Source organism: Kitasatospora sp. MAP5-34, assembly GCF_029894335.1.
Classification (GTDB): Bacteria; Actinomycetota; Actinomycetes; order Streptomycetales; family Streptomycetaceae; genus Kitasatospora.
Window position 1 is genome coordinate 30742 of sequence record NZ_JARXZC010000037.1, and the last position, 17770, is coordinate 48511.

Annotated in this window: 17 protein-coding genes and 1 pseudogene; 10 read left to right on the plus strand and 8 right to left on the minus strand. The window is 73.8% G+C overall.

Going from position 1 to position 17770, the window contains the following annotated elements:
• Positions 1–227 precede the first annotated feature (227 nt).
• Together mscL and P3T29_RS25505 are read right to left on the minus strand one after the other, a co-directional pair.
• Positions 228–683: a large conductance mechanosensitive channel protein MscL gene (mscL, locus tag P3T29_RS25500; protein ID WP_280718959.1), complete on the minus strand. Its 456-nt coding sequence runs from the start codon at positions 681–683 to the stop codon at positions 228–230.
• 217 nt (positions 684–900) lie between these two features.
• The gene (locus P3T29_RS25505) at positions 901–2031 is read right to left on the minus strand and encodes a glycosyltransferase family 4 protein (RefSeq protein ID WP_280718960.1); all 1131 of its coding nucleotides are present in this window, start codon (positions 2029–2031) and stop codon (positions 901–903) included.
• A 226-nt stretch (positions 2032–2257) separates the two neighbouring features.
• Here P3T29_RS25505 and P3T29_RS25510 point away from each other — a divergent pair, with 226 nt between their 5' ends.
• Together P3T29_RS25510 and P3T29_RS25515 are read left to right on the plus strand one after the other, a co-directional pair.
• Positions 2258–3343, plus strand: a complete 1086-nt coding sequence (locus P3T29_RS25510) for a glycosyltransferase family 4 protein (RefSeq protein ID WP_280718961.1) — start codon at positions 2258–2260, stop codon at positions 3341–3343.
• Positions 3344–3479: 136 nt separating this feature from the next.
• Positions 3480–4394, plus strand: coding sequence for a slipin family protein (locus P3T29_RS25515; RefSeq protein WP_280718962.1), 915 nt, complete (start codon positions 3480–3482; stop codon positions 4392–4394).
• Here the strand turns inward: P3T29_RS25515 and P3T29_RS25520 are convergent.
• A pseudogene (locus P3T29_RS25520) lies at positions 4382–4867 on the minus strand (cytosine permease); the annotation flags it as partial. The gene P3T29_RS25515 and the pseudogene P3T29_RS25520 sit on opposite strands and share 13 nt — an antisense overlap.
• A gap of 327 nt (positions 4868–5194) precedes the next feature.
• On the opposite strand from P3T29_RS25520, the gene P3T29_RS25525 reads away from it, so the two are divergent.
• Positions 5195–5860, plus strand: coding sequence for a thiol:disulfide interchange protein DsbA/DsbL (locus P3T29_RS25525; protein WP_280718963.1), 666 nt, complete (start codon positions 5195–5197; stop codon positions 5858–5860).
• A gap of 13 nt (positions 5861–5873) precedes the next feature.
• On the opposite strand, the gene P3T29_RS25530 is transcribed toward P3T29_RS25525, so the two are convergent.
• A complete protein-coding gene (locus P3T29_RS25530) occupies positions 5874–6623 on the minus strand; it encodes a class I SAM-dependent methyltransferase (protein WP_280718964.1) in 750 nt (249 codons plus the stop codon).
• A gap of 60 nt (positions 6624–6683) precedes the next feature.
• Positions 6684–7823, minus strand: a complete 1140-nt coding sequence (locus P3T29_RS25535) for a glycosyltransferase (protein ID WP_280718997.1) — start codon at positions 7821–7823, stop codon at positions 6684–6686.
• A 79-nt stretch (positions 7824–7902) separates the two neighbouring features.
• Between P3T29_RS25535 and P3T29_RS25540 the strand changes: the two genes are divergently transcribed.
• Positions 7903–8676 carry an aspartate/glutamate racemase family protein gene (locus P3T29_RS25540; protein ID WP_280718965.1) on the plus strand — a complete coding sequence of 258 codons (774 nt, stop codon included), beginning with the start codon at positions 7903–7905 and terminating at the stop codon, positions 8674–8676.
• A gap of 25 nt (positions 8677–8701) precedes the next feature.
• Here P3T29_RS25540 and P3T29_RS25545 read toward each other — a convergent pair whose 3' ends face one another.
• A complete protein-coding gene (locus P3T29_RS25545) occupies positions 8702–9694 on the minus strand; it encodes a polysaccharide deacetylase family protein (RefSeq protein WP_280718966.1) in 993 nt (330 codons plus the stop codon).
• A gap of 335 nt (positions 9695–10029) precedes the next feature.
• Between P3T29_RS25545 and P3T29_RS25550 the strand changes: the two genes are divergently transcribed.
• A complete protein-coding gene (locus P3T29_RS25550) occupies positions 10030–10236 on the plus strand; it encodes a hypothetical protein (RefSeq protein ID WP_280718967.1) in 207 nt (68 codons plus the stop codon).
• Positions 10237–10275: 39 nt separating this feature from the next.
• Positions 10276–10770 (plus strand): NUDIX domain-containing protein, encoded by a 495-nt coding sequence (locus P3T29_RS25555; protein ID WP_280718968.1) that lies wholly within the window; start codon positions 10276–10278, stop codon positions 10768–10770.
• 7 nt (positions 10771–10777) lie between these two features.
• Here P3T29_RS25555 and P3T29_RS25560 read toward each other — a convergent pair whose 3' ends face one another.
• Complete coding sequence (locus P3T29_RS25560) at positions 10778–11302, minus strand: PTS fructose transporter subunit IIA (protein ID WP_348532865.1); 525 nt, start codon at positions 11300–11302, stop codon at positions 10778–10780.
• Positions 11303–11600: 298 nt separating this feature from the next.
• Between P3T29_RS25560 and P3T29_RS25565 the strand changes: the two genes are divergently transcribed.
• The 3 genes from P3T29_RS25565 to P3T29_RS25575 all read left to right on the plus strand — a co-directional run bounded on the left by P3T29_RS25565 (position 11601) and on the right by P3T29_RS25575 (position 14588).
• A complete protein-coding gene (locus P3T29_RS25565; protein WP_280718999.1) occupies positions 11601–11837 on the plus strand; it encodes a DUF397 domain-containing protein in 237 nt (78 codons plus the stop codon).
• Between the two features lie 713 nt (positions 11838–12550).
• Entirely contained in the window at positions 12551–13045 is a 495-nt protein-coding gene (locus tag P3T29_RS25570) for a hypothetical protein (protein WP_280718969.1), read from the plus strand.
• A gap of 352 nt (positions 13046–13397) precedes the next feature.
• Positions 13398–14588 (plus strand): acyl-CoA dehydrogenase family protein, encoded by a 1191-nt coding sequence (locus P3T29_RS25575; protein WP_280718970.1) that lies wholly within the window; start codon positions 13398–13400, stop codon positions 14586–14588.
• Positions 14589–14637: 49 nt separating this feature from the next.
• On the opposite strand, the gene P3T29_RS25580 is transcribed toward P3T29_RS25575, so the two are convergent.
• Entirely contained in the window at positions 14638–15792 is a 1155-nt protein-coding gene (locus tag P3T29_RS25580) for an aminoglycoside phosphotransferase family protein (RefSeq protein WP_280718971.1), read from the minus strand.
• A 500-nt stretch (positions 15793–16292) separates the two neighbouring features.
• Here P3T29_RS25580 and P3T29_RS25585 point away from each other — a divergent pair, with 500 nt between their 5' ends.
• The gene (locus P3T29_RS25585) at positions 16293–17759 is read left to right on the plus strand and encodes a hypothetical protein (RefSeq protein WP_280718972.1); all 1467 of its coding nucleotides are present in this window, start codon (positions 16293–16295) and stop codon (positions 17757–17759) included.
• Positions 17760–17770: the final 11 nt, after the last annotated feature.

The following is a 17770-nucleotide window of genomic DNA, read 5'->3' on the forward strand; positions in this document are numbered from 1 at the left end:
ATTCAAGCCAAGGTCCCGCTGGTCGGCGGGTCGACATCCGTCCGAGGAGGAGTCGAACAGTGGACGAATAGGTCGATTCGTGCGGACGCGCACGCCCCCATGTCGAAGCGAGCTCGAAGTGAGGGCGTGCGGGTGAGGCGGGCAAGCCCCCGGAGCGGTCTGCAGTCCGGGCGGCTTGCCGGGGCAGGTTGGTGGGGTGGGTCAGCGGGCTGGGGCAGCGGGGTGGGTCAGCGGGTCTGCAACGCCTCGCCGTGCGCCTGGGCCGGGAAGCCCGGTCGGCCCGCCAGCTCGGAGGTGCAGAAGGAGCAGCGGACGGCGGCGGCCGGGACGGTGCTCAGGCACTCCGGGCAGTCCGTCTTGGCGACGGGGGTGGGCTTGGCGGGCTGGAAGCGGGCCTGCAGTTTGCCGACCGGCACCACCACCGCGAAGTAGATCACCGTGGCGACCAGCAGGAAGCTGATCAGCGCGTTCAGGAAGGCGCCGTACGGGAAGGTCGTGCCCGCGACGCTGAACGCCTTCTGGGTGAAGTCGCCGATGGTGCCGGTGGCGACCCCGATCAGCGGGGTCAGGAAGGCCGTGACGAACCCGGTGACGACGGCGGTGAAGGCGGCGCCGATGACGATGCCGACCGCGAGGTCCACCACGTTTCCGCGCAGCAGGAAGCTGCGGAATCCCTTGAACACCGGGTGACTCCAAATGTGTGTGCGGAGGCCGGCCGGACCGGCCGGTCGAGAAGGGCCAGCAGGCCCGGCGGGCCATCCTTCCGACTCAACGGGCGTGTGGTCCAACTGAGTTCACCCGAACTGCCTAACGGCCGCCCCGGCCCGGGCGGCGGACCGGCGCGGTACGCCGACCCTCCGCGTACGGCCGGAACCGGCCCCCACCCAGCAGCCATGGGCGTCAGCGCCGGAGCGCGCGCTCGTAGAAGTCGACCATCTGCCCGGACACCTGGTGCAGGGTGAACCGGGTCAGGAACCGGGCCCGCGCCGACCGGACCCGCCCGGTCGCCGCCGCCCGGTCGCCGAGCGTCTCCAGCAGCGCCGCCGCCAGCTCGGTCGGCCGCTCCGGCGGGACCAGCCGCGCGTAGTCCTCCGAGCCGACCGTCTCCCGCAGCGCCGCCACGTCGGAACAGACCAGCGGGACGCCGACGCCCATCGCCTCCAGCGCGGTACTCCCCAGCCCCTCCCAGCGCGACGGCACGGCGCACACGTCCGCCCCCGCCATCAGGTCGAACACGTCCGCGCGCGGGCCCAGGAAGCGCACCCGGCCCGCCCTCCCGGCAAGCTCCCGCAGCCGGGCGGTCTCCTCGCCGGGGCCGCCCGCGAGCAGCAGCACCGCCTCCGGCGCGGCCCGGAGCACCAGGGGCCACGCCTGCAGCAGGACGTCCAGGCCCTTCTGGTAATCCTGCCGGGCCGCCGCCAGCACCACCGGCGTGCCGTCCGCGAGCCCCAGCGCGGACCGTACCGCCGCCCGGCGCTCGGGCGTCACCGAGCCCAGCAGCTCGGGGTCGCGCCCGTGCGGCACCACATCGATCCGGCCCGGCGCGATCCGCAGCCGCCGGGCCATCACCCCCGCCAGGTACTTGCTCAGCGCGTGGAACCGCCTGGTGCCCTGGGCGGTCGCGGCGTCCGCCGCCTGGGCGGCCCGGACCTGCCACGGGCGCTGCCCCCGCGCGTGCAGGTGCTCCGTCCCGTACCAGGGGTTGACCAGGCTCGACACCACCGGCGTACCGGCCGCCAGCGCGGCCGCCCGGCCCAGCACGTCCGACTCGTGGAGCGCGGTGTGCACCAACTCCGGCCGCCGCTCCCGCACCAGCCGGCGCAGCGCGACGGCGGTGCGCGCCCGGTTCGGGCGGTGCACACCGAAGACGCTCGCCCCGGCCGCCGTCAGCTCCGCCTGGAAGCCGCCGGACGACTCCGCGAGGTACGCCACGTCCAGCCGTACCCCCGCCCGCAGCAGCTGCGGCGCCATCGAGACCAGCCCCTGCTGGGCGCCGCCGACCCGGTCCAGGCTGTCGATCACATAGAGCACGCGCACAGCAGTGACCCCCCGGCCGACGACCCTTGGTGCGGTGCGTACGACGGCTCTCCCGACCGCCCCACGCCCTGACTGGGGATCAGCATCCCAGGTCGCGGCGGTCGCCCGCCAGGGATTAGGCCCGGCCCGACAATCGGCGGCCGCCTCCGCTTCGCCCGCAGTCTCCCCGTGCTTCGCCGAACCGCCTGCGCGCCCGTGCGGCCTGTGTCAGGGTCGGAACATGTCCGACGCCGCGTCAGCTCCACCCCGCGTGCTCCATCTGGTCACCGATCCCGGGCGGTTCGGTGCCCAGAACTTCGCCCGCGACCTGCACGCCGAGCTGCTCCGCCGGGGCCAGCCCTCCGAGTTGCGCGCACTCCACCCGCAGCCCCGCACCTCGCAGGGCGCCCCGGCCGACGACCTCCCCGTGCTCGGGCCGTCCGGCTACCACCCCACCGCCCTGCGCGCCCTGCGAGCCGCCGCCCGGGAGGCGGACGTGGTCGTCGCCCACGGCTCCACCACCCTCCAGGCGTGCGCGCTGGGCCTCCTCGGCAGCGGGATACCCTTCGTGTACGTGACCAGCGGCGACCCCCGGACGGGCCCGGACGGCTGGGCCCGGCGGCTCTGGACCGCCGCCTTCCTACACTGTGCCGCCGCTGTCTCCGCCGTCTCCGACGGAGCCCGGCAGGTACTGATCCAGAGCTGCCGGCTGCCCGCCGCCCGGGTCCGGACCATCCCCAACGGCCGGGCCACCGAACGGTTCCGGCCCGCCGGCAGCGAGGAGGAACGGCGCTGCGCGCGGGAGTTGCTGGGGCTGCCGGCCAGGGGGCCGCTGGTCGCCTGGATCGGGTCGGCCGCCGCCGACAAGCGGTTCGACCTCGCGCTCGACGTGCTCGACCGCCTCCCCGACGTCCACCTCGCGGTGGCGGGCGACTGCCCTCTGCCCGACAGTCAGACCGACCACACCGGCCGGGCCCACTTCCTCGGCCGGCTCGCCGACTCCGCGCCGCTCTACCGCGCCGCCGACGCCCTGCTGCTCACCAGCGACAGCGAGGGCGTGCCCGGCGCACTGATCGAGGGCACTCTCGCCGGACTGCCGGCCGTCGCCACCGACGTCGGCTGGGTCCGCGACCTCGTCCTGGACGGCGTCACCGGCGCGCTGGTCGGGCCCGGTGACGCGGCCGCGCTCGCGGAGGCGCTGGGCAAGGTACTGGCCGGCAGCGCCCGACTCGGCGCCGCCGCCCGGGAGCACACCCTCGCCCGGTTCGACCTCGCCGTGGTCACCGACGCCTGGCTGCTGCTGCTCCAGCAGGTCGCCAGCCGCTGACGGAGCGACAACTCCGTTGCAAGGTCTGTTGGTTGCCAGCCGTCGCGCGCATACTGGCGGGCGCGGCTCGCACCCGCGCGACAGGGCCCGTCGCGGACCCGGCCCGGGCGCGCCGTGACGGGGAAGGTCGGGCGACGTGGCGATTTTCGAGGTCATCGTTGGGGTGGGGCTGGTGTCGGGGCTGCTCTGGCTGCGGGCCGGCGTACGGGTGGTGCAGCAGTACGAGCGCGGCGTGGTGTTCCGGCTCGGCCGGGTCCGCGAGACGGTCCGCCCGCCCGGGCTGACGCTGCTGATCCCGGTCGTGGACCGGATGCGGAAGGTCAACGTGCAGACGATCACCATGCCCGTCCCGGCGCAGGAGGGCATCACCCGCGACAACGTCTCAGTCCGGGTCGACGCGGTGGTGTACTTCCGGGTGGTCGAGCCCGTCCGGGCCACGGTCGACGTGCAGAACTACACCTTCGCGATGTCCCAGGTCGCCCAGACCTCGCTGCGCTCGATCATCGGCAAGAGCGAGCTGGACGACCTGCTCTCGGGCCGGGAGAACCTGCACCAGGGCCTGGAACTGATGCTGGAGAACCCGGCCACCGCCTGGGGCGTGCACATCGACCGGGTCGAGATCAAGGACGTCGCGCTGCCCGACTCGATGAAGCGCTCGATGGCCCGCCAGGCCGAGGCCGACCGCGAGCGCCGGGCCCGGATCATCACTGCGGACGGCGAGTTCCAGGCTGCCGCCAAGCTGTCGGAGGCGGCCGCCATGATGGACGCCACGCCCTCGGCGATGCAGCTGCGCCTGCTGCAGACGGTGGTCGAGGTCGCGGCGGAGAAGAACTCCACCCTGGTGCTGCCGTTCCCGGTCGAGTTGCTGCGCTTCTTCGACGGCGCCACGGCTGCCGCGGCCGCAGCCAGCGCCACGGCTGTCGCCACTGCGGCGAACGGCCGGCCGCCCGTCCAGGAGCAGCCGACCGAGGCCGGGCAGATCGAGCAGGCCGCGCCCGCCGTACAGGCCGCGCCCGCCGTGCAGGTCGTTCCGGTCGATCAGGTGGACTGATCGACCGTCAAGCGAGCCGGGTCGACGGCCACCGTCCCGCCGGCCCGCCCACGGGAGGAGCGCGACAGGACGAGGTAGCAGCCGGCGGCGACCAGGCCCGAGAGCAGGAAGCTGACGTCGATCCCGCCGGTCAGCTTCAGCAGCGGCCCCTGGTAGACGGGCGTGTCCACGGCGCAGAGGCCGACCACGCTGCCGAGCGCCCAGGCGACGGTGGCCGGGATGTTCCAACCCGCCCGGTACCAGTAGATGCCGCCCCGGGTGCGCTGGTTGAGCACCTGCAGTGACTGCCGGTCGTAGTCGCCCTTGCAGCGCTTGAAACCGATCAGCGTGATGACGGCCCAGGGGGTGCCGATCGCGGTGAGCACCAGCACGAAGGAGGTCACGGCGTCCTGGGCGCTCCAGACGAAGTGGCCGAGGAAGACCAGAATCGTCGCCATGGCCGCGACCACGTAGGTGGCCTGCAGCCGGGTGGCGCCTCGACGCCGCGCTGTTCGATCAGCGAGGCGGAGGGGGAGTTCGACATGGAGGTGGTCTTCCTGGTCCTCGACACAGCGGCCCGAAGGGGGACGGGCCGCCGGTGGTGCTGGGAGAGACGGGGGGTTTCGCCAGCCTGTTCATGATTCTTTGCAGGCCGGGCCCGGCACAATGGCGGATCGTCCATGGCCTGGGTGGTGTTGCCCCGATATATCTGTTCGGTCGTACCGCCACAGACAGATCTAAACCGCTCCGATCGGGTGAATATCCGGCAAGCCCGCGCCCCAGGCTGGCCGGTCGCTCTGGGTGACTGGCAGACTACGGCTGTGAACTCCCTGCTGCGCACCGCCGTTCTGCTCGCCGTCACCGGCAGCCTGCTCACCAGCGGCCTGCTCACCGGTCCCGCCGCCGTCGCCGCTGGGCCGGCCGCGCCGCACGAGAGCGCCCAGTACGTCCAGTTGGCTCATCCGCAGCCCGTCCGGGAGGCCGCGAAGCAGGAGGCCGTCGAGTTCTTCTGGTACGACTGCTCGCACTCCCAGCAGCTCGAATTCCCCCTTGAGCGCTGGGCCGAGCGCCACCGGACGGACGTCGTGCTGCGCCGGGTCCCGGCGGTCTGGCCCGGCGGGCCCGACGAGTCGGTGCAGCTCGCGCACGCCCGGCTCTACTACACCCTGGAGCGGCTCGGCGCCGTCGACCACCTCCAGCTCGACGCCTTCCGTGCCGTCCACGACCAGCACACCGACCTGACCACCGAGGACCTCGCCACCGGCTGGGCGCTGCGGCACGGCCTCGACGCCGCCGGGTTCCGCGCCGCCTACCGCTCCCCGGAGGTGGACCGCGCGACCAAGGAGGCCCCAGCCCTCTTCACCCGCTACGAGGTCGCCGAACTCCCCACCGTCGTGGTCCAGGGCCGTTACCGCACCGGCCCCAGCGCCGCAGGCGGCGTCGACCAGGTCCCGGCCGTCCTCGACCGCCTGGTCGCTCAGCGCTGAGCCGGTCGCGGTCTCAGGCAGCGCGCCGCAGCAGCAGCGTGACGAACCCCAGCGTCCCCCGGTACCCGCCGAGCCACCCCGCCCGGTGCTCCGCCGCGATCGTCGCGGCCTCCGCGCTGTCGGGGTGCGCCGGGTTGTCGAGAGCCCACTCGGCGAGCGAGCCCGTCCAGGACCACTCGTAGTCGTCCCACTCCGACAGGCTGCTGACATGCCCGTGGACGGGCGTCCACCCGTTGACGACCGCCCGCTGCACGGTGCTCGCCAGGTCGGTGAACTCCCCGGCCGCCGCGCCGCCGAGCCCGGCCAGGGCCTCCAGGCTCGGCTGGCGCTCCCAGAAGCCGTCGCCGACCACCGCCACCCCGCCCGGGGCCAGGTGCCGGCGGATGGCGGCAAGCGTCGGCAGCAGCCCGCCGAACGCGTGCGTCGCGCCGACGCAGAGCACCACGTCGAACGGCTCCGGCAGGCTGAACTCGCGCGCGTCCTGATGGTGCAGGCCGAGCCGCCGGGAGACCCCGAGCGATTCGGCGCCGTGCTGGGCCAGCCCCAGCGCCTCGGCGTCGTCGTCCACACCGACCGCCCGCAGCTGCGGGTGCGCGGCGAGCGCGCGGAGCAGCCAGGGTGCCTCGCCGCACCCGAGGTCCAGTACCCGCCCGGTGCCCGCCCCGACCGCACGGTCGATCAGGCGCCGCACGGTCTCGTCGGAGAGCGGCGCGGCGACGGGGTGCGCGGAGTGGGCGATCCGGGAAATCAACTGACGCTCCATCCGACCAGTCTGGCGCAGAACTGCTCGACCTGTCCGGGAATGGGAACGGGGGATATCCGGTCAGCTCGTCCGGGGGTAGGTGCGCCCCTTCCAGGCCGACCCGCGTCCCCGCCAGTGCTGGACGGCGGAGTCCACCGTCATCAGCAGGTACAGCAGCGCCGTGAACGGCAGCAGCAGCGCGGCCCCGGCCGGCTGCCGGTAGTACCGCACCATCGGCAGGAAGGTCCCCGCCATCAGCGCCCACGCCACCCCGCCGGCCAGCAGCACCGCCGGCCGGCCGGCCACCACCCCGGCCACTGCGGCCACCGGCGGCACCAGGTAGACGAGCGTCAGCCCGAGCACCGTGCCGAGCAGCAGCACCGGCGAGTGCCGCAGCTGCGCGTACGCGCTGCGCGAGACCATCTGCCAGAGCTGGGACAGCCGGGGGTACGGACGGACGCTCTCCACCTGATCCGCCAGCCCGAGCCAGATCCGCCCGCCGGAGGACTTCACGGCCCGGGCGAGCGAGACGTCGTCGATCACGGCACCCCGGATGCCCGCGACCCCGCCGGCCCGCGCCAGCGCCTCGCGCCGCACCAGCGAGCACCCGCCGGCTGCGGCCGCCGTCCGGGCGCCGGGGCGGTTGCTCCGGCGGAAGGGGTACAGCTGTGCGAAGAAGTAGACGAACGCCGGGACGATCAGTCGCTCCCAGGCGGTCGTCACCCGCAGCCGCGCCATCTGCGAGACCAGGTCCAGCCCGTTGCTGTCGGCGGCCGACACCAGCTCGGCGAGCGAGCCGGGTCCGTGCGCGATGTCGGCGTCGGTGAGCAGCAGGTACTCGGCCTGGCCGGCCAGCTCCACGCCGTGCCGCAGCGCCCAGAGCTTGCCCGTCCAGCCGGGCGGCAGCGGGGGCGGGGCGGTGACGGTGAGCGGCAGCCCGCCCACGGCGCCGAGGCGCTCGGCGAGCTCGCCCGTACCGTCCGTGCTGTGGTCGTCGACCAGGATCACCCGTGCGCGCCCGGGGTACCGCTGCGCGAGCAGGCTCGGCAGGCTGACGGGCAGCACCTCGGCCTCGTCCCGGGCGGGCACGACGATCGCCACGTCCGGCCAGGCGGAGGGCGGGCGGCGCGGGGGAAGTCGCTGGTCGGTGCGCCAGAAGAACCCGTGGCAGCAGGTCAGCCAGAGCCAGCCGAGCAGGGACGACGCCGAGAGCCAGAGCAGCACGGTCACTCCGGCAGTCTGCCGCACGAGACCGGCCGGGACGGGGGTGGCCGGGCGGGTTCCAGTAGAGTTTCGCCCTGTGAAGATCGCATTGGTGGACTCCGGTATCGGCCTGCTGGCGGCTGCGGCGGCGCTGCGCGGCCTGCGGCCCGACGTGGACCTCGTGCTCTCCTCGGACCCGGACGGCATGCCCTGGGGCCCCCGCACGCCCGAGGACGTGACGGAACACGCGCTGGCCTGCGCGCGGGCCGCCGCCGCGCTCGGGCCGGACGCGCTGGTGGTCGCCTGCAACACCGCCTCCGTCCACGCGCTGGAGACCCTCCGGGCCGAGCTGGAGCCGGGCCTGCCGGTGATCGGTACCGTCCCGGCGATCAAGCCCGCCTCGGCGAGCGGCGGCCGGGTCGCGATCTGGGCGACCCCGGCGACCACCGGGAGCCCGTACCAGCGCGCGCTGATCAGCCGGTTCGGCGGATCGGCCCAGGTCACCGAGGTGGCCTGCCCCGGCCTGGCCGACGCGGTCGAGCACGGGGACGCCGAGGCGATCGCCGCCGCGATCGCCGCCGCCGCCGCCCGTACGCCTGCCGGAACGGACGCGCTCGTGCTCGGCTGCACCCACTACGAACTGGTCGAGGAGAGCATCCGGGCCGCCGTCGCCGGCCTCGCCGCGCCCGGCCTCCGCTGGTACGGCTCGGCGGACGCCGTCGCCGCCCAAGCCCTCCGCCGGATCGGTACCGACAGAGTCGGCACGGGCCGCCTCACGGTGCTGCACGGCGGCCGGGAGGCGGCCCTCCCCGCCGCAGCGGCCCGCTACGCGGAGGGCCGCCTGCTGGCCGCACCCGTCCCGGCCGTCTGAGCGGCCACCGAAAAAGGGGCGCCCGCTACCCGGCGGAGGCCTGAGCCCGTCCCCGCCAGCGCTGGACGGCCGGTTCCAGCCCGGACAGGATCGTGTCGAAACGCCGCGTGCTGGTCGTCGAGTCGACCTGCAGCCGGCTGATCCTGAGCGGATGCGCGGGCAGTCGGGGCCCGAGCCGGTGGTCCGACAGGAAGCCGAGCCGGTAGCCGAGCTGACGGAGCGTCGCGTCCGCCCGGGAGTCGTACCCGCCGTCGGGGTACGCGAAGGCGGCCGGGGGTTCGCCGAGCCACTGGGTGAGGGCGAGGTGCGCGGCGGTGATCTCGGTCTGCACCGTCGAATCGTCGCAGCGGCCGAGGCAGGGGTGGCCCAGAGTGTGGTTCCCGATCGCGATCTTGGCGGCCGCCAGGGTCCGCAGGTCCTCGGGCCGCAGCTGTTCCCGGCGGGGCGCCTGGCGCTGTGCGCTGACCCGCAGCTCGTGCAGGCTGCGGCGGCGGTCCGGGTCCGGTAGCGCCTTGAGCCGGGCCAGCAGCTGTTCGGGGCTGCTGTGGGTGCGCAGCGAGCGGGCCTGGCCCCCGTGCGCGGCCAGGAACTGGGCCTCGTGCCACCAGAACGGCAGGTCGGTGCCGATCAGCTCCGCTATCACGAAGGCCGCCGCCGGGATCCGGCGGGCGGCGAGCGCGGGCAGGGCGTGGGTGAGGACCGTACGGTCGGCGTCGTCGAAGGTGATCAGCACGCTGCGCGGCGGCAGCGGGCGGCCCTCGGAGATCGCCTGTTCCACGGCCTGCAGCGAGACGGGCGTGGCCAGCCGGTGCAGCCGGTCGAGCTGGGCGCCGAACGAGTTCGGGTCGGTCACCCCGTGGTACGCGAGCACCGCGAGCCGCCCGGCGGCCCGGGCGCGGAACAGCGGCTGGACGGGCGAGAACCGCAGCCAGCCACCGCGCTCACGCGCGGGCCTCGGGCCGGTGGCGGTGGTGGTCGGCGGCCGGCTGGTGATGGTCGTGGAATAGGAATACGGCACGGGTCCCCCCTCGGTCGCCGATGCGGCGCGGCGGTACCGCCGGAGGGCCGTACCCGGCCCTCCGGCACCTGGGCGCGGCGGCTCCGCTCCCTGGTTCTCCGGTCCACGGCGGGGACTCCCGACCTGCGCTGTGGACGGTCCTGGCTAGCTCGGTGCTGGCTAGCTCGGTGCTGGATCGTTCAATGTAGTGGAGACCACTGTCACCCACCGATGGTTGTACGGCGGTCGGCGTGTTTTCGCGGAAGTCCGGATCAACCCGGGACGAAGCCCCGAGCGGCCTGGCCGGCCCGGCCGCCGGGCTGCTCCGGGGCCGCCCGGGGTATACCGTGGGTGTCATGGCGGAAACCCAACGTGACCAGCTGCTGCTGGCCGTGGCCGGCGCGGCCTGTATCGGGGTGGGCATCCTGATCGCGGTCGCCGTCCCCGAGAGCGACGGCCCGGCCTGGGCGATGGCGGTGGCGGGCTGTCTGGCCGCCGGGGTGCTGCTGCTGGGCCGGTTGGCGTTCGCACGGTTCCGCACCGGTCGTCGCGCCGTGCTCTGATGTCCCGGTCCGGGTGCCGTTCCCGACTAGGGTCGGATCATGGCTATCCCTTCGTTTCTGGCTGAACTCCGCTCCCACGTCGGCACCAGTCCGCTCTGGCTCTCCGGTGTCGCCGCCGTCGTCCTCGACGAACAGGGGCGGCTGCTGCTGGGCCGCCGGGTCGACACCGGCCGCTGGGCGATGATCGGCGGCATCCTCGATCCCGGCGAGGAGCCGGCCGACTGCGCGGTCCGGGAGTGCTTCGAGGAGACCGGTGTGCTGGTCGAACCGGAGGAACTCACCTCGGTGACCGTCTCGCCGATGCTGGAGTACCCGAACGGCGACCAGGCCCGGTACCTGGACCTGACCTTCCGCTGCCGCCTGGTCTCCGGTGAGGCCCGGGTCAACGACGACGAGTCGCTGGAGGTCGGCTGGTTCGCGCTGGACGAGCTGCCCGAGCTCGACGACTACACCCGGGACCGGCTCGCCCTCGCCCTCTCGACCGAGCGCGGGACGGCGTTCAACTTCTCGGGCCTGCCCTCCGGCCTGGTCTGACCGGCTTTCAGAGCTTGCGCTGCCGGTACATCTCCTCGGCCGCGTCCAGGACCGCCGTGAGGTCGCCGCCCGCCGTGGCGGTGGCGACGGCTGCCACCGCCCCCTCCACGAACGGGGCGTCGGCCAGCCGTACCGGGAAGGGCAGGCCGTGCTCGTCGGCTGCGGCCAGCAACGCCCGTACGGTGCTAACGGCGCTGCCGAGGTCGGCGAGGACGGCCACGCCGTGCCCCTGGTCCACCTGGCGGGCGGCTGCGGCGACCAGCACCGCGCTGGTGCCCGGGCCGTCCGCCAGGTTGCCTCCGGTCGCGGCGACCGGAGCCGGGTCGTCGCTGCCGGCCAGCGCCACCGCCAGCGCGCCGGTCGCCGTGGCCACCTCCTGGCTGTGCGACACCAGGACCAGCCCGACCCGCCCGTGCGCCGGCGGACGCCCGGGCCGGGACGCGGGCTGCGGCTCGCGCGGCCCGTCCGGCGGGGCGGAGGGGGCGGTCGAAATGGGGATCACATCGGCGCGGTGGGCGTCCCGGCGGTCCATCGGCTGCTCCTGGTGGCCTGTCGGAGGTGCTGGGCGAGGTCTGAGGGGCATATCGGACGGGCGTAAGAGAGCGGGCATAAGAGAGGTTGTCTGAAAAGCCAGGTTCTGAGACCAACACTCTCGCAGCAGGCGCTCCCGCTAGCACAGTCGGCGCCCCGAAGCGGACGGATCCGGACATCTCGGCCCACACGGAGGAGTCCTGGTCCGAACCTCTTCCGCGTCGTGTAAGGGTGTATACGCTGGGGCTTTCGATGACCATGGGAGGAGCTGCACAGTGACGGCGGACATTGGTACGAGCGTGGACGGCAGTGGCATCGGCACTCTGGGGGCGGCGCGCAAGCCCCAGCTGGACCTGACCGAAGCCGACTGGCTCTCCAGCAGCCAGGGCGTCGGGGACGTGCAGATCGCCTTCGTCGAGGGCTACATCGCGATGCGGGACGGTCGGCAGCCCGAGGGGCCGGTCCTGGTCTTCACCCCGGCGGAGTGGCGTGCCTTCGTCCTCGGCGCCCGCGACGGCGAGTTCGACCTCACCTGACGGGATCCGCGGCCGGCGGGTTCACGGCCCGGCGGGATCCGCACGGGTGACACGGCGAGGGCGCTCCGGCCGACGGGTTGGCGGGGGCGCCCTCGCCATGTGCCAATCCCCGATTGGTTGTTGACTGTTCGACAAGAGGCGGCCCACAGTATGAAGCAGACAGACGCCGTGCCCATCGCCCCCACGCGACCGAGCACGGCGCCTGCTGTGATGCCCGGCACGAGTGCCGGACCCCTCCCGTGGTACCCCGGACGCACCAGGGCGCGTCAGTCGCCGGGAGGCGTTGGCTCCGGTGTCCGAGAGCGACTCGGACACGGGTGCCGGGTGCCCGGAATCCGCACGCCCCCACGCGGCGGTGTCCCGGGCAAGGTCCGCGAGTGCGACGGGCCGGGGCCCCGCGAACCTGGCTTATTGGTGTTGGTCGGGTCTGACGGTGTCAGGTCTGAGGTATCGGGTCTGACGGTCTGTGGACGGCTGGAGGTGCACAGGCGGTTCAGGTGGATCGCACGACGACGGGCACATTGATGGAACGCGCACGTGGGCGCGCTGCGACATGCCGCCCCCCGGTGGATCGAGCCCACAGCGGCTGTCGTGCAGAACCGAACGTAGCCCGGACGGTTGCTCAGAGTCAACATTGGTCTCTGAGCGTGGATCTCGGCCGGACGGCCGACCCGCCCCGTGAGCAGGGCGTGACGGGCACGTACGATGGTGTCATGTCATTTCTCCGCCGTCGCTCCGGCTCTCCCGCAGGACCGGACTTCGACGTGCTCGCGATGGACCCGGGCGACTGGCCTGGCCACTTCGGCGCCATGGTGATGAGCGGCCCGGACGGCTCCTGCCAGGGGATCTTCCTGCGCTACGACCTGTTCGGCGGTCGCGGCCCCGCGATGTTCATCGGGAACCTCCCCGAGGGCTCGCCGGCCCGGGAGACGGCTGACGGAGTCCCGTTCGAAATCAGCCAGCTTCTCGCGGCGCTGGAGAACGAGGAACCGGTCGAGTTCGTCTCCGCCGAGGACTTCCCGGTGATGCTTGGCGACGACCTGCTGATCGTGAAGAAGATCAAGGTCAGCGAGGAGCGGGTGTTCTGCGCCCAGTTCGGGCGCAGCGACGGCGTCCAGGTCACCATCGCCTCCTGGGACCGCCCGATCGCCGACGACCTCTACCAGCTGCTCAAGCCGCTGCCCTCGGACATGTTCCAGCAGGGCTGATTCGAGCATGCCGATCCCAGCAGGCCGATCTCGGCAGGGCTGGGCGCGACCTCCGGCGGTGCTTGACGGTTTCGATCATTGCTTCGTACAGTCACGAGCATGTCACCTCGCCGCTGCCCGCTGCTGACCCGCCGCAGCTATCTCGACCTGCGGCGTACCGCCGGCGCGAAGTGTCCGTGGTGTTGAGAGGGAGCCGCAGGCTCCCTCGGCGGCGCGTGGGCGGCTGATCCGGCCGGGCTGCCGGCCCGGCTGTCGGCCGTGGGGGCCGCCGCATCCGGTCACCGCGCGCCTGCCCCGGTGCGCTGCCCGCAGTCCGCCGAGCTCCATGCTGCCGCCCGGAGGCGCAAGCACCATGACCCCCACCGCCTTTTCGCCGGCCGACGGTCCGTCAGCCACCGCCTCACCCGCCGCCGCGGCGGTCTCGGCGGCGCTCGCCCGGCTGCCCAGGGTGGTCGATCTGCTGGCCGCCCGCGCCGAGGAGCACGACCGGGACGCGACCTTCCCGTACCAGGGCGTCGAGGCCCTGCACGAGGCCGGCCTGCTCACCCTGACGGTGGGTCAGCGCTACGGCGGCCCGGGCGGGACGCTGAGCGACACCGTCAAGGTGCTCTCGGGGCTCGGGCGCGGGGACGCCTCGGTGGCGGTCCTGGCGGCCTTCACCCTGCTCAGGCACGCCGAGCAGGCCCGGACGGGCAGCTGGCCCGCCGCCGCGTACCGGCGGCTGCTCACGGAGTCCAAGCGCGGCCCGGCGCTGGTCGACACGTTGCGTGCGGAGCCCGGTGGGACGGGCGAGCTGCCCGCCACGGTGGCCCGCCGGAACGGCTCGAACTGGCTGCTGACCGGGCGCAAGACCTGCTGCACCGGGGCCGAGGCCCTGGCCTGGATGGCGGTCTGGGCCCGCACCGACGAAGCCGTCCCGAGGACCGGGCTCTTCCTGGTGCGCGGCGACAGCCCGGGGGTCGAGGTCGACCCGGTCTGTGACCAGCTCGGGCTACGGGCCAGTGCCGGCCATGACGTGCTGCTGGCGGACGTCGAGGTCGGCGCCGACGCGGTCGTCGGGCTGGCCGGACCGGGCGGGCACCGACCGGGTACGGACCCGCTCGACCTCGCCTGGCACGACCTGGCGCTCGCCGCCGTCCATCTGGGCGTGGCCCGCTCCGCGCAGGACTGGTTGGTCCGCTTCCTGAAGCAGCGCACCCCCGCCAACCCGAGCGAGCCGCCGGCGACCCTGCCCCGCTACCGGAGCGCCCTGGGCGAGCTGGCGAGCACCCTGATCGGCGCCGAGGAGCTGGTGGCCGGGCTGGCCGCCCGGATCGACCGGGGCGACCCGGCGGCGGTGGACCGCGCCGGGGTGGCGCAACTGCTCGCCAACCGGGCCGCCACGGCGGCCGTCCAGCAGGCCGTCACGCTCACCGGCAACCTGGGCCTGAGCCGCCGCCACCCGCTCGAGCGGTACCTGCGGGACGTCCTGAGCGGCCGGGCACACTTCCCCCCGGAGGAAGCGGTGCTCGAAGCGGCCGCCCGCGCGGCCCTCGAAGGCTAGCCAGACAGAGCCCCGCGCCCCCGTTCGTGGCTGATCGAGTGCCGATGATTCAGCGAGTGCCCACCGCAGCCCGGACCGCCCGGCGGGCGAGCGCGGCGTCGTCGTACAGGCGGCGGATCATGATGCGCTGCTCCTCGCCCGCGCCCGGGACGTCGTGCAGCCGGATCTCCCGCATCAGCACCAGCACCAGGTTGACCAGGAACGCGTCCCGGGCCACCGTGCCGCCGGACTGGGCGAGTTGGCTGATCTGGCGGCGGGCGGCGGTGTCGCCGGAGAGCACGCTCCAGAGCACCGCGAGGTCGTACCCGGGCAGGTACCAGCCGGCCTCCTCCCAGTCGACCAGGACCGGCCCGGACGGCGCGAGCAGCATGTTGCCGAGCAGCGCGTCGCCGTGGCAGAGCTGCAGCGGGGTGTGGGCGAGTCCGTGCAGCAGGCCGCGCAGGTCGCCCGCGTCGCGGTCGGTCAGCTGGCCGACGGAGTGGAAGCGCGCGATCTCCAGCTGGTAGTCGAGCGGCTTGCCGAACATGTCCGTCGGCGGGCGCCAGAGGTTGAGGGTCCGGACGGCGCCCAGCACGGCGCGCACCTCGCCCGGGGTGGGGGCGTTGACGGGGTGGCGCTCGCGGGCCGCCGGGCGGCCGGGGACGCGCTCCAGGATCAGCACGCAGCGGTCGTGGTCGGCCGCGACCAGCCGGGGCATCCGGATCGGCGGACGGTGCCGGACGAAGGCCCGGTAGACGGCCACCTCGTGGTGGAAGCGTTCGATCAGCTGCTGGTACTGCTCACCGCGTGCGGCCTGCGGGGCCAGGCACTTGGCGACCACCGGCGCCCGGCCGATGGTGCCGGCGATCAGGATGTGCCGGCTGCCCTCGCGCAGCACCTGCCGGGGGAGGAAGGCGGGGGCTATCCGCGCGATGTTGGCGAGGGCGGCCCGGACGGCGGGGGTCTGCAGGGTCGCCGGGTCCACCCGGTCGATGACGGTCTCGGGGCGGCCGCGCAGCAGGCGTTCGGTGCCGGGGCGGGCGGCGAGCTGGTCGGCCGGGCGGGCGGCCGGCGGGCGGACCGCCAGCGCTCGGGGGTCGCGGAGGTCGCGGAACTCGGTGCCACGGGGGGCGGGGCCCTGCCCGGCCCGGCCGCCGACTGCGGTGGGGGGACGCAGCGCAGTACGGGTCTGGGTGGAGGTGCCGGTGGTCGCTGAGGAGTACATGGGGTGGTGAGGATCCCTTCCTGGCCGACGGTGGCCTCTGCCAGTGAGAGCTGACGCGGGTGACTGCGACGCCGGAGCGAGCGGTGGCGCCGTAGCGTGCAGCTGACCCCCGCTCATGCGGGGCGCAGAGCGGGGCGGAGGCGGGTGGGGACGAGGTGGAGCGAAGGCGCCGGGCACGGAGTACCGGCCTTCGCGGACCGTCCGCACCCTGGGGAGTACGGGGTCCACGACCGCCGGGGCCGTGCCCGGCGCCTTCGCGCCACCCAGCCGCGCCACCCCCTCGGATGAGGCCACGGGACGACCGTTGACTGCCCATCAGGTGACGTACCCTGAGGCGGTTTCCGGCCCTCCCGACCCGAAGTCGGGGTGGCGCAGCTCTACATGACACCCGATCGCTACTGGCACACCATGTGGCGGACCCTGGCGAAGCCTGGCGAATGGTCGCGTGGCACATGACAGAGCACTACTGTCGAACCAGCCGAGGAACCTGGGGGCTTCACGTGAGCAGGGGGCCGAACACCAGACTCGCCGACCTGTTCGCCCTGACCGGATGGTCCAAGGGCGAGCTGGCCAGGCTGGTCAACCGGCGCGGTGCGGCGATGGGTCAGCAGCAGCTGTCCACCGACACCTCGCGGGTGCGGCGCTGGATCGAGCAGGGGGAGATCCCCCGCGATCCGGTGCCACGAGTGCTGGCCGCCGTGTTCACCGAGCGGCTCGGCCGTGTCGTCAGCACTGAGGACCTCGGTCTGGAACGACACCGGCCCTCCAGGTCCGACAGCACGCGGTCGGCGGAGCCCTGGGAGCCGGATCGGACGGCTGCGGTCCTCACCGAGTTCACGGGAATGGACCTCATGCTCAACCGACGTGGATTGGTCGGCGCGGGCGCCGCGCTCACGGCCGGCGCCGTCATCGCCGACAACCTGTACGACTGGCTCAGCGGGCCCGACGTGGCGTACGCCGCCACCCGCCCCGGCCCCCGGCAAGTGATCACCCAGGGCGGTTCCCGCCCGGTCGTCGACGTGTACGAGCCCGGCCCGGTCGGCTTCGAGGAGGTGGCCGCGCTCGAACGGTCGGTGGAGGTCTTCCGGGCCTGGGACGCCTCCCGGGGCGGCGGGCTGCAGCGCAAGGCCGTGGTGGGCCAGCTCAACGAGGTGGGCGGCCTGCTGACGCACGATCTGCACCCGTTGGTGAAGCAGCGGCTCTGGACGGTCGCCGCCAACCTCTCGGTGCTGGCCGGCTGGATGTCCCACGACGTCGGTCTGGAGCCCACCGCGCAGCGGTACTTCGTGATCGCCGCGCAGGCGGCGAAGGAGGCCGGCGACCGGCCCCGGGCCGGTGAGGCGATCTCCCGGGCCGCCCGGCAGATGCTGCACCTCGGGCGCGCCGACGACGCGCTCGAACTCGTCCAGCTCGCCCAGGCCAGCAGCGGTGACCGGGCGCTGCCCCGCACGCGCGCGATGCTGCAGACGGTGGAGGCCTGGGCGCAGGCGTCGCTCGGGCGTTCGGACGCCACCAGACGCGTCCTCGGCCAGGCGGAGGACCTCTTCGTCCAGGACACCGGTGAGGCCGCGCCGAGCTGGATGCAGCTCTTCAACGAGGCCGAACTGCACGGCATGCAGGCCCTGGTGTACCGGACCCTCGCCGAGCACGACCCGGGCGCCGCCCGGCTCGCCGAGCTGCACGCCCGCCAGGCGATCGACCTGCGGGCCAAGACCGGCCTGGAGCGCTCGGCGTTGCTCGACCGGATCACCCTCGCCTCGGTCTACTGGATCTCCGGCGAGCCCGACGAGGCCCAGGTGCAGGCCAAGCTGGCGATGGCGGCGATCGGCCAGACCTCCTCCCTGCGGACCTGGGACAGACTGCGCGAGATGTACCGGCTGTCGGGCCGCTACCAGCACCTGGCGGCCGTTGCCGAGCTGCGGGACGAGATCGACGCGGCGATGCCCCGGCCTCGCCGGAAGGCGTAGTTCCGGTCGAC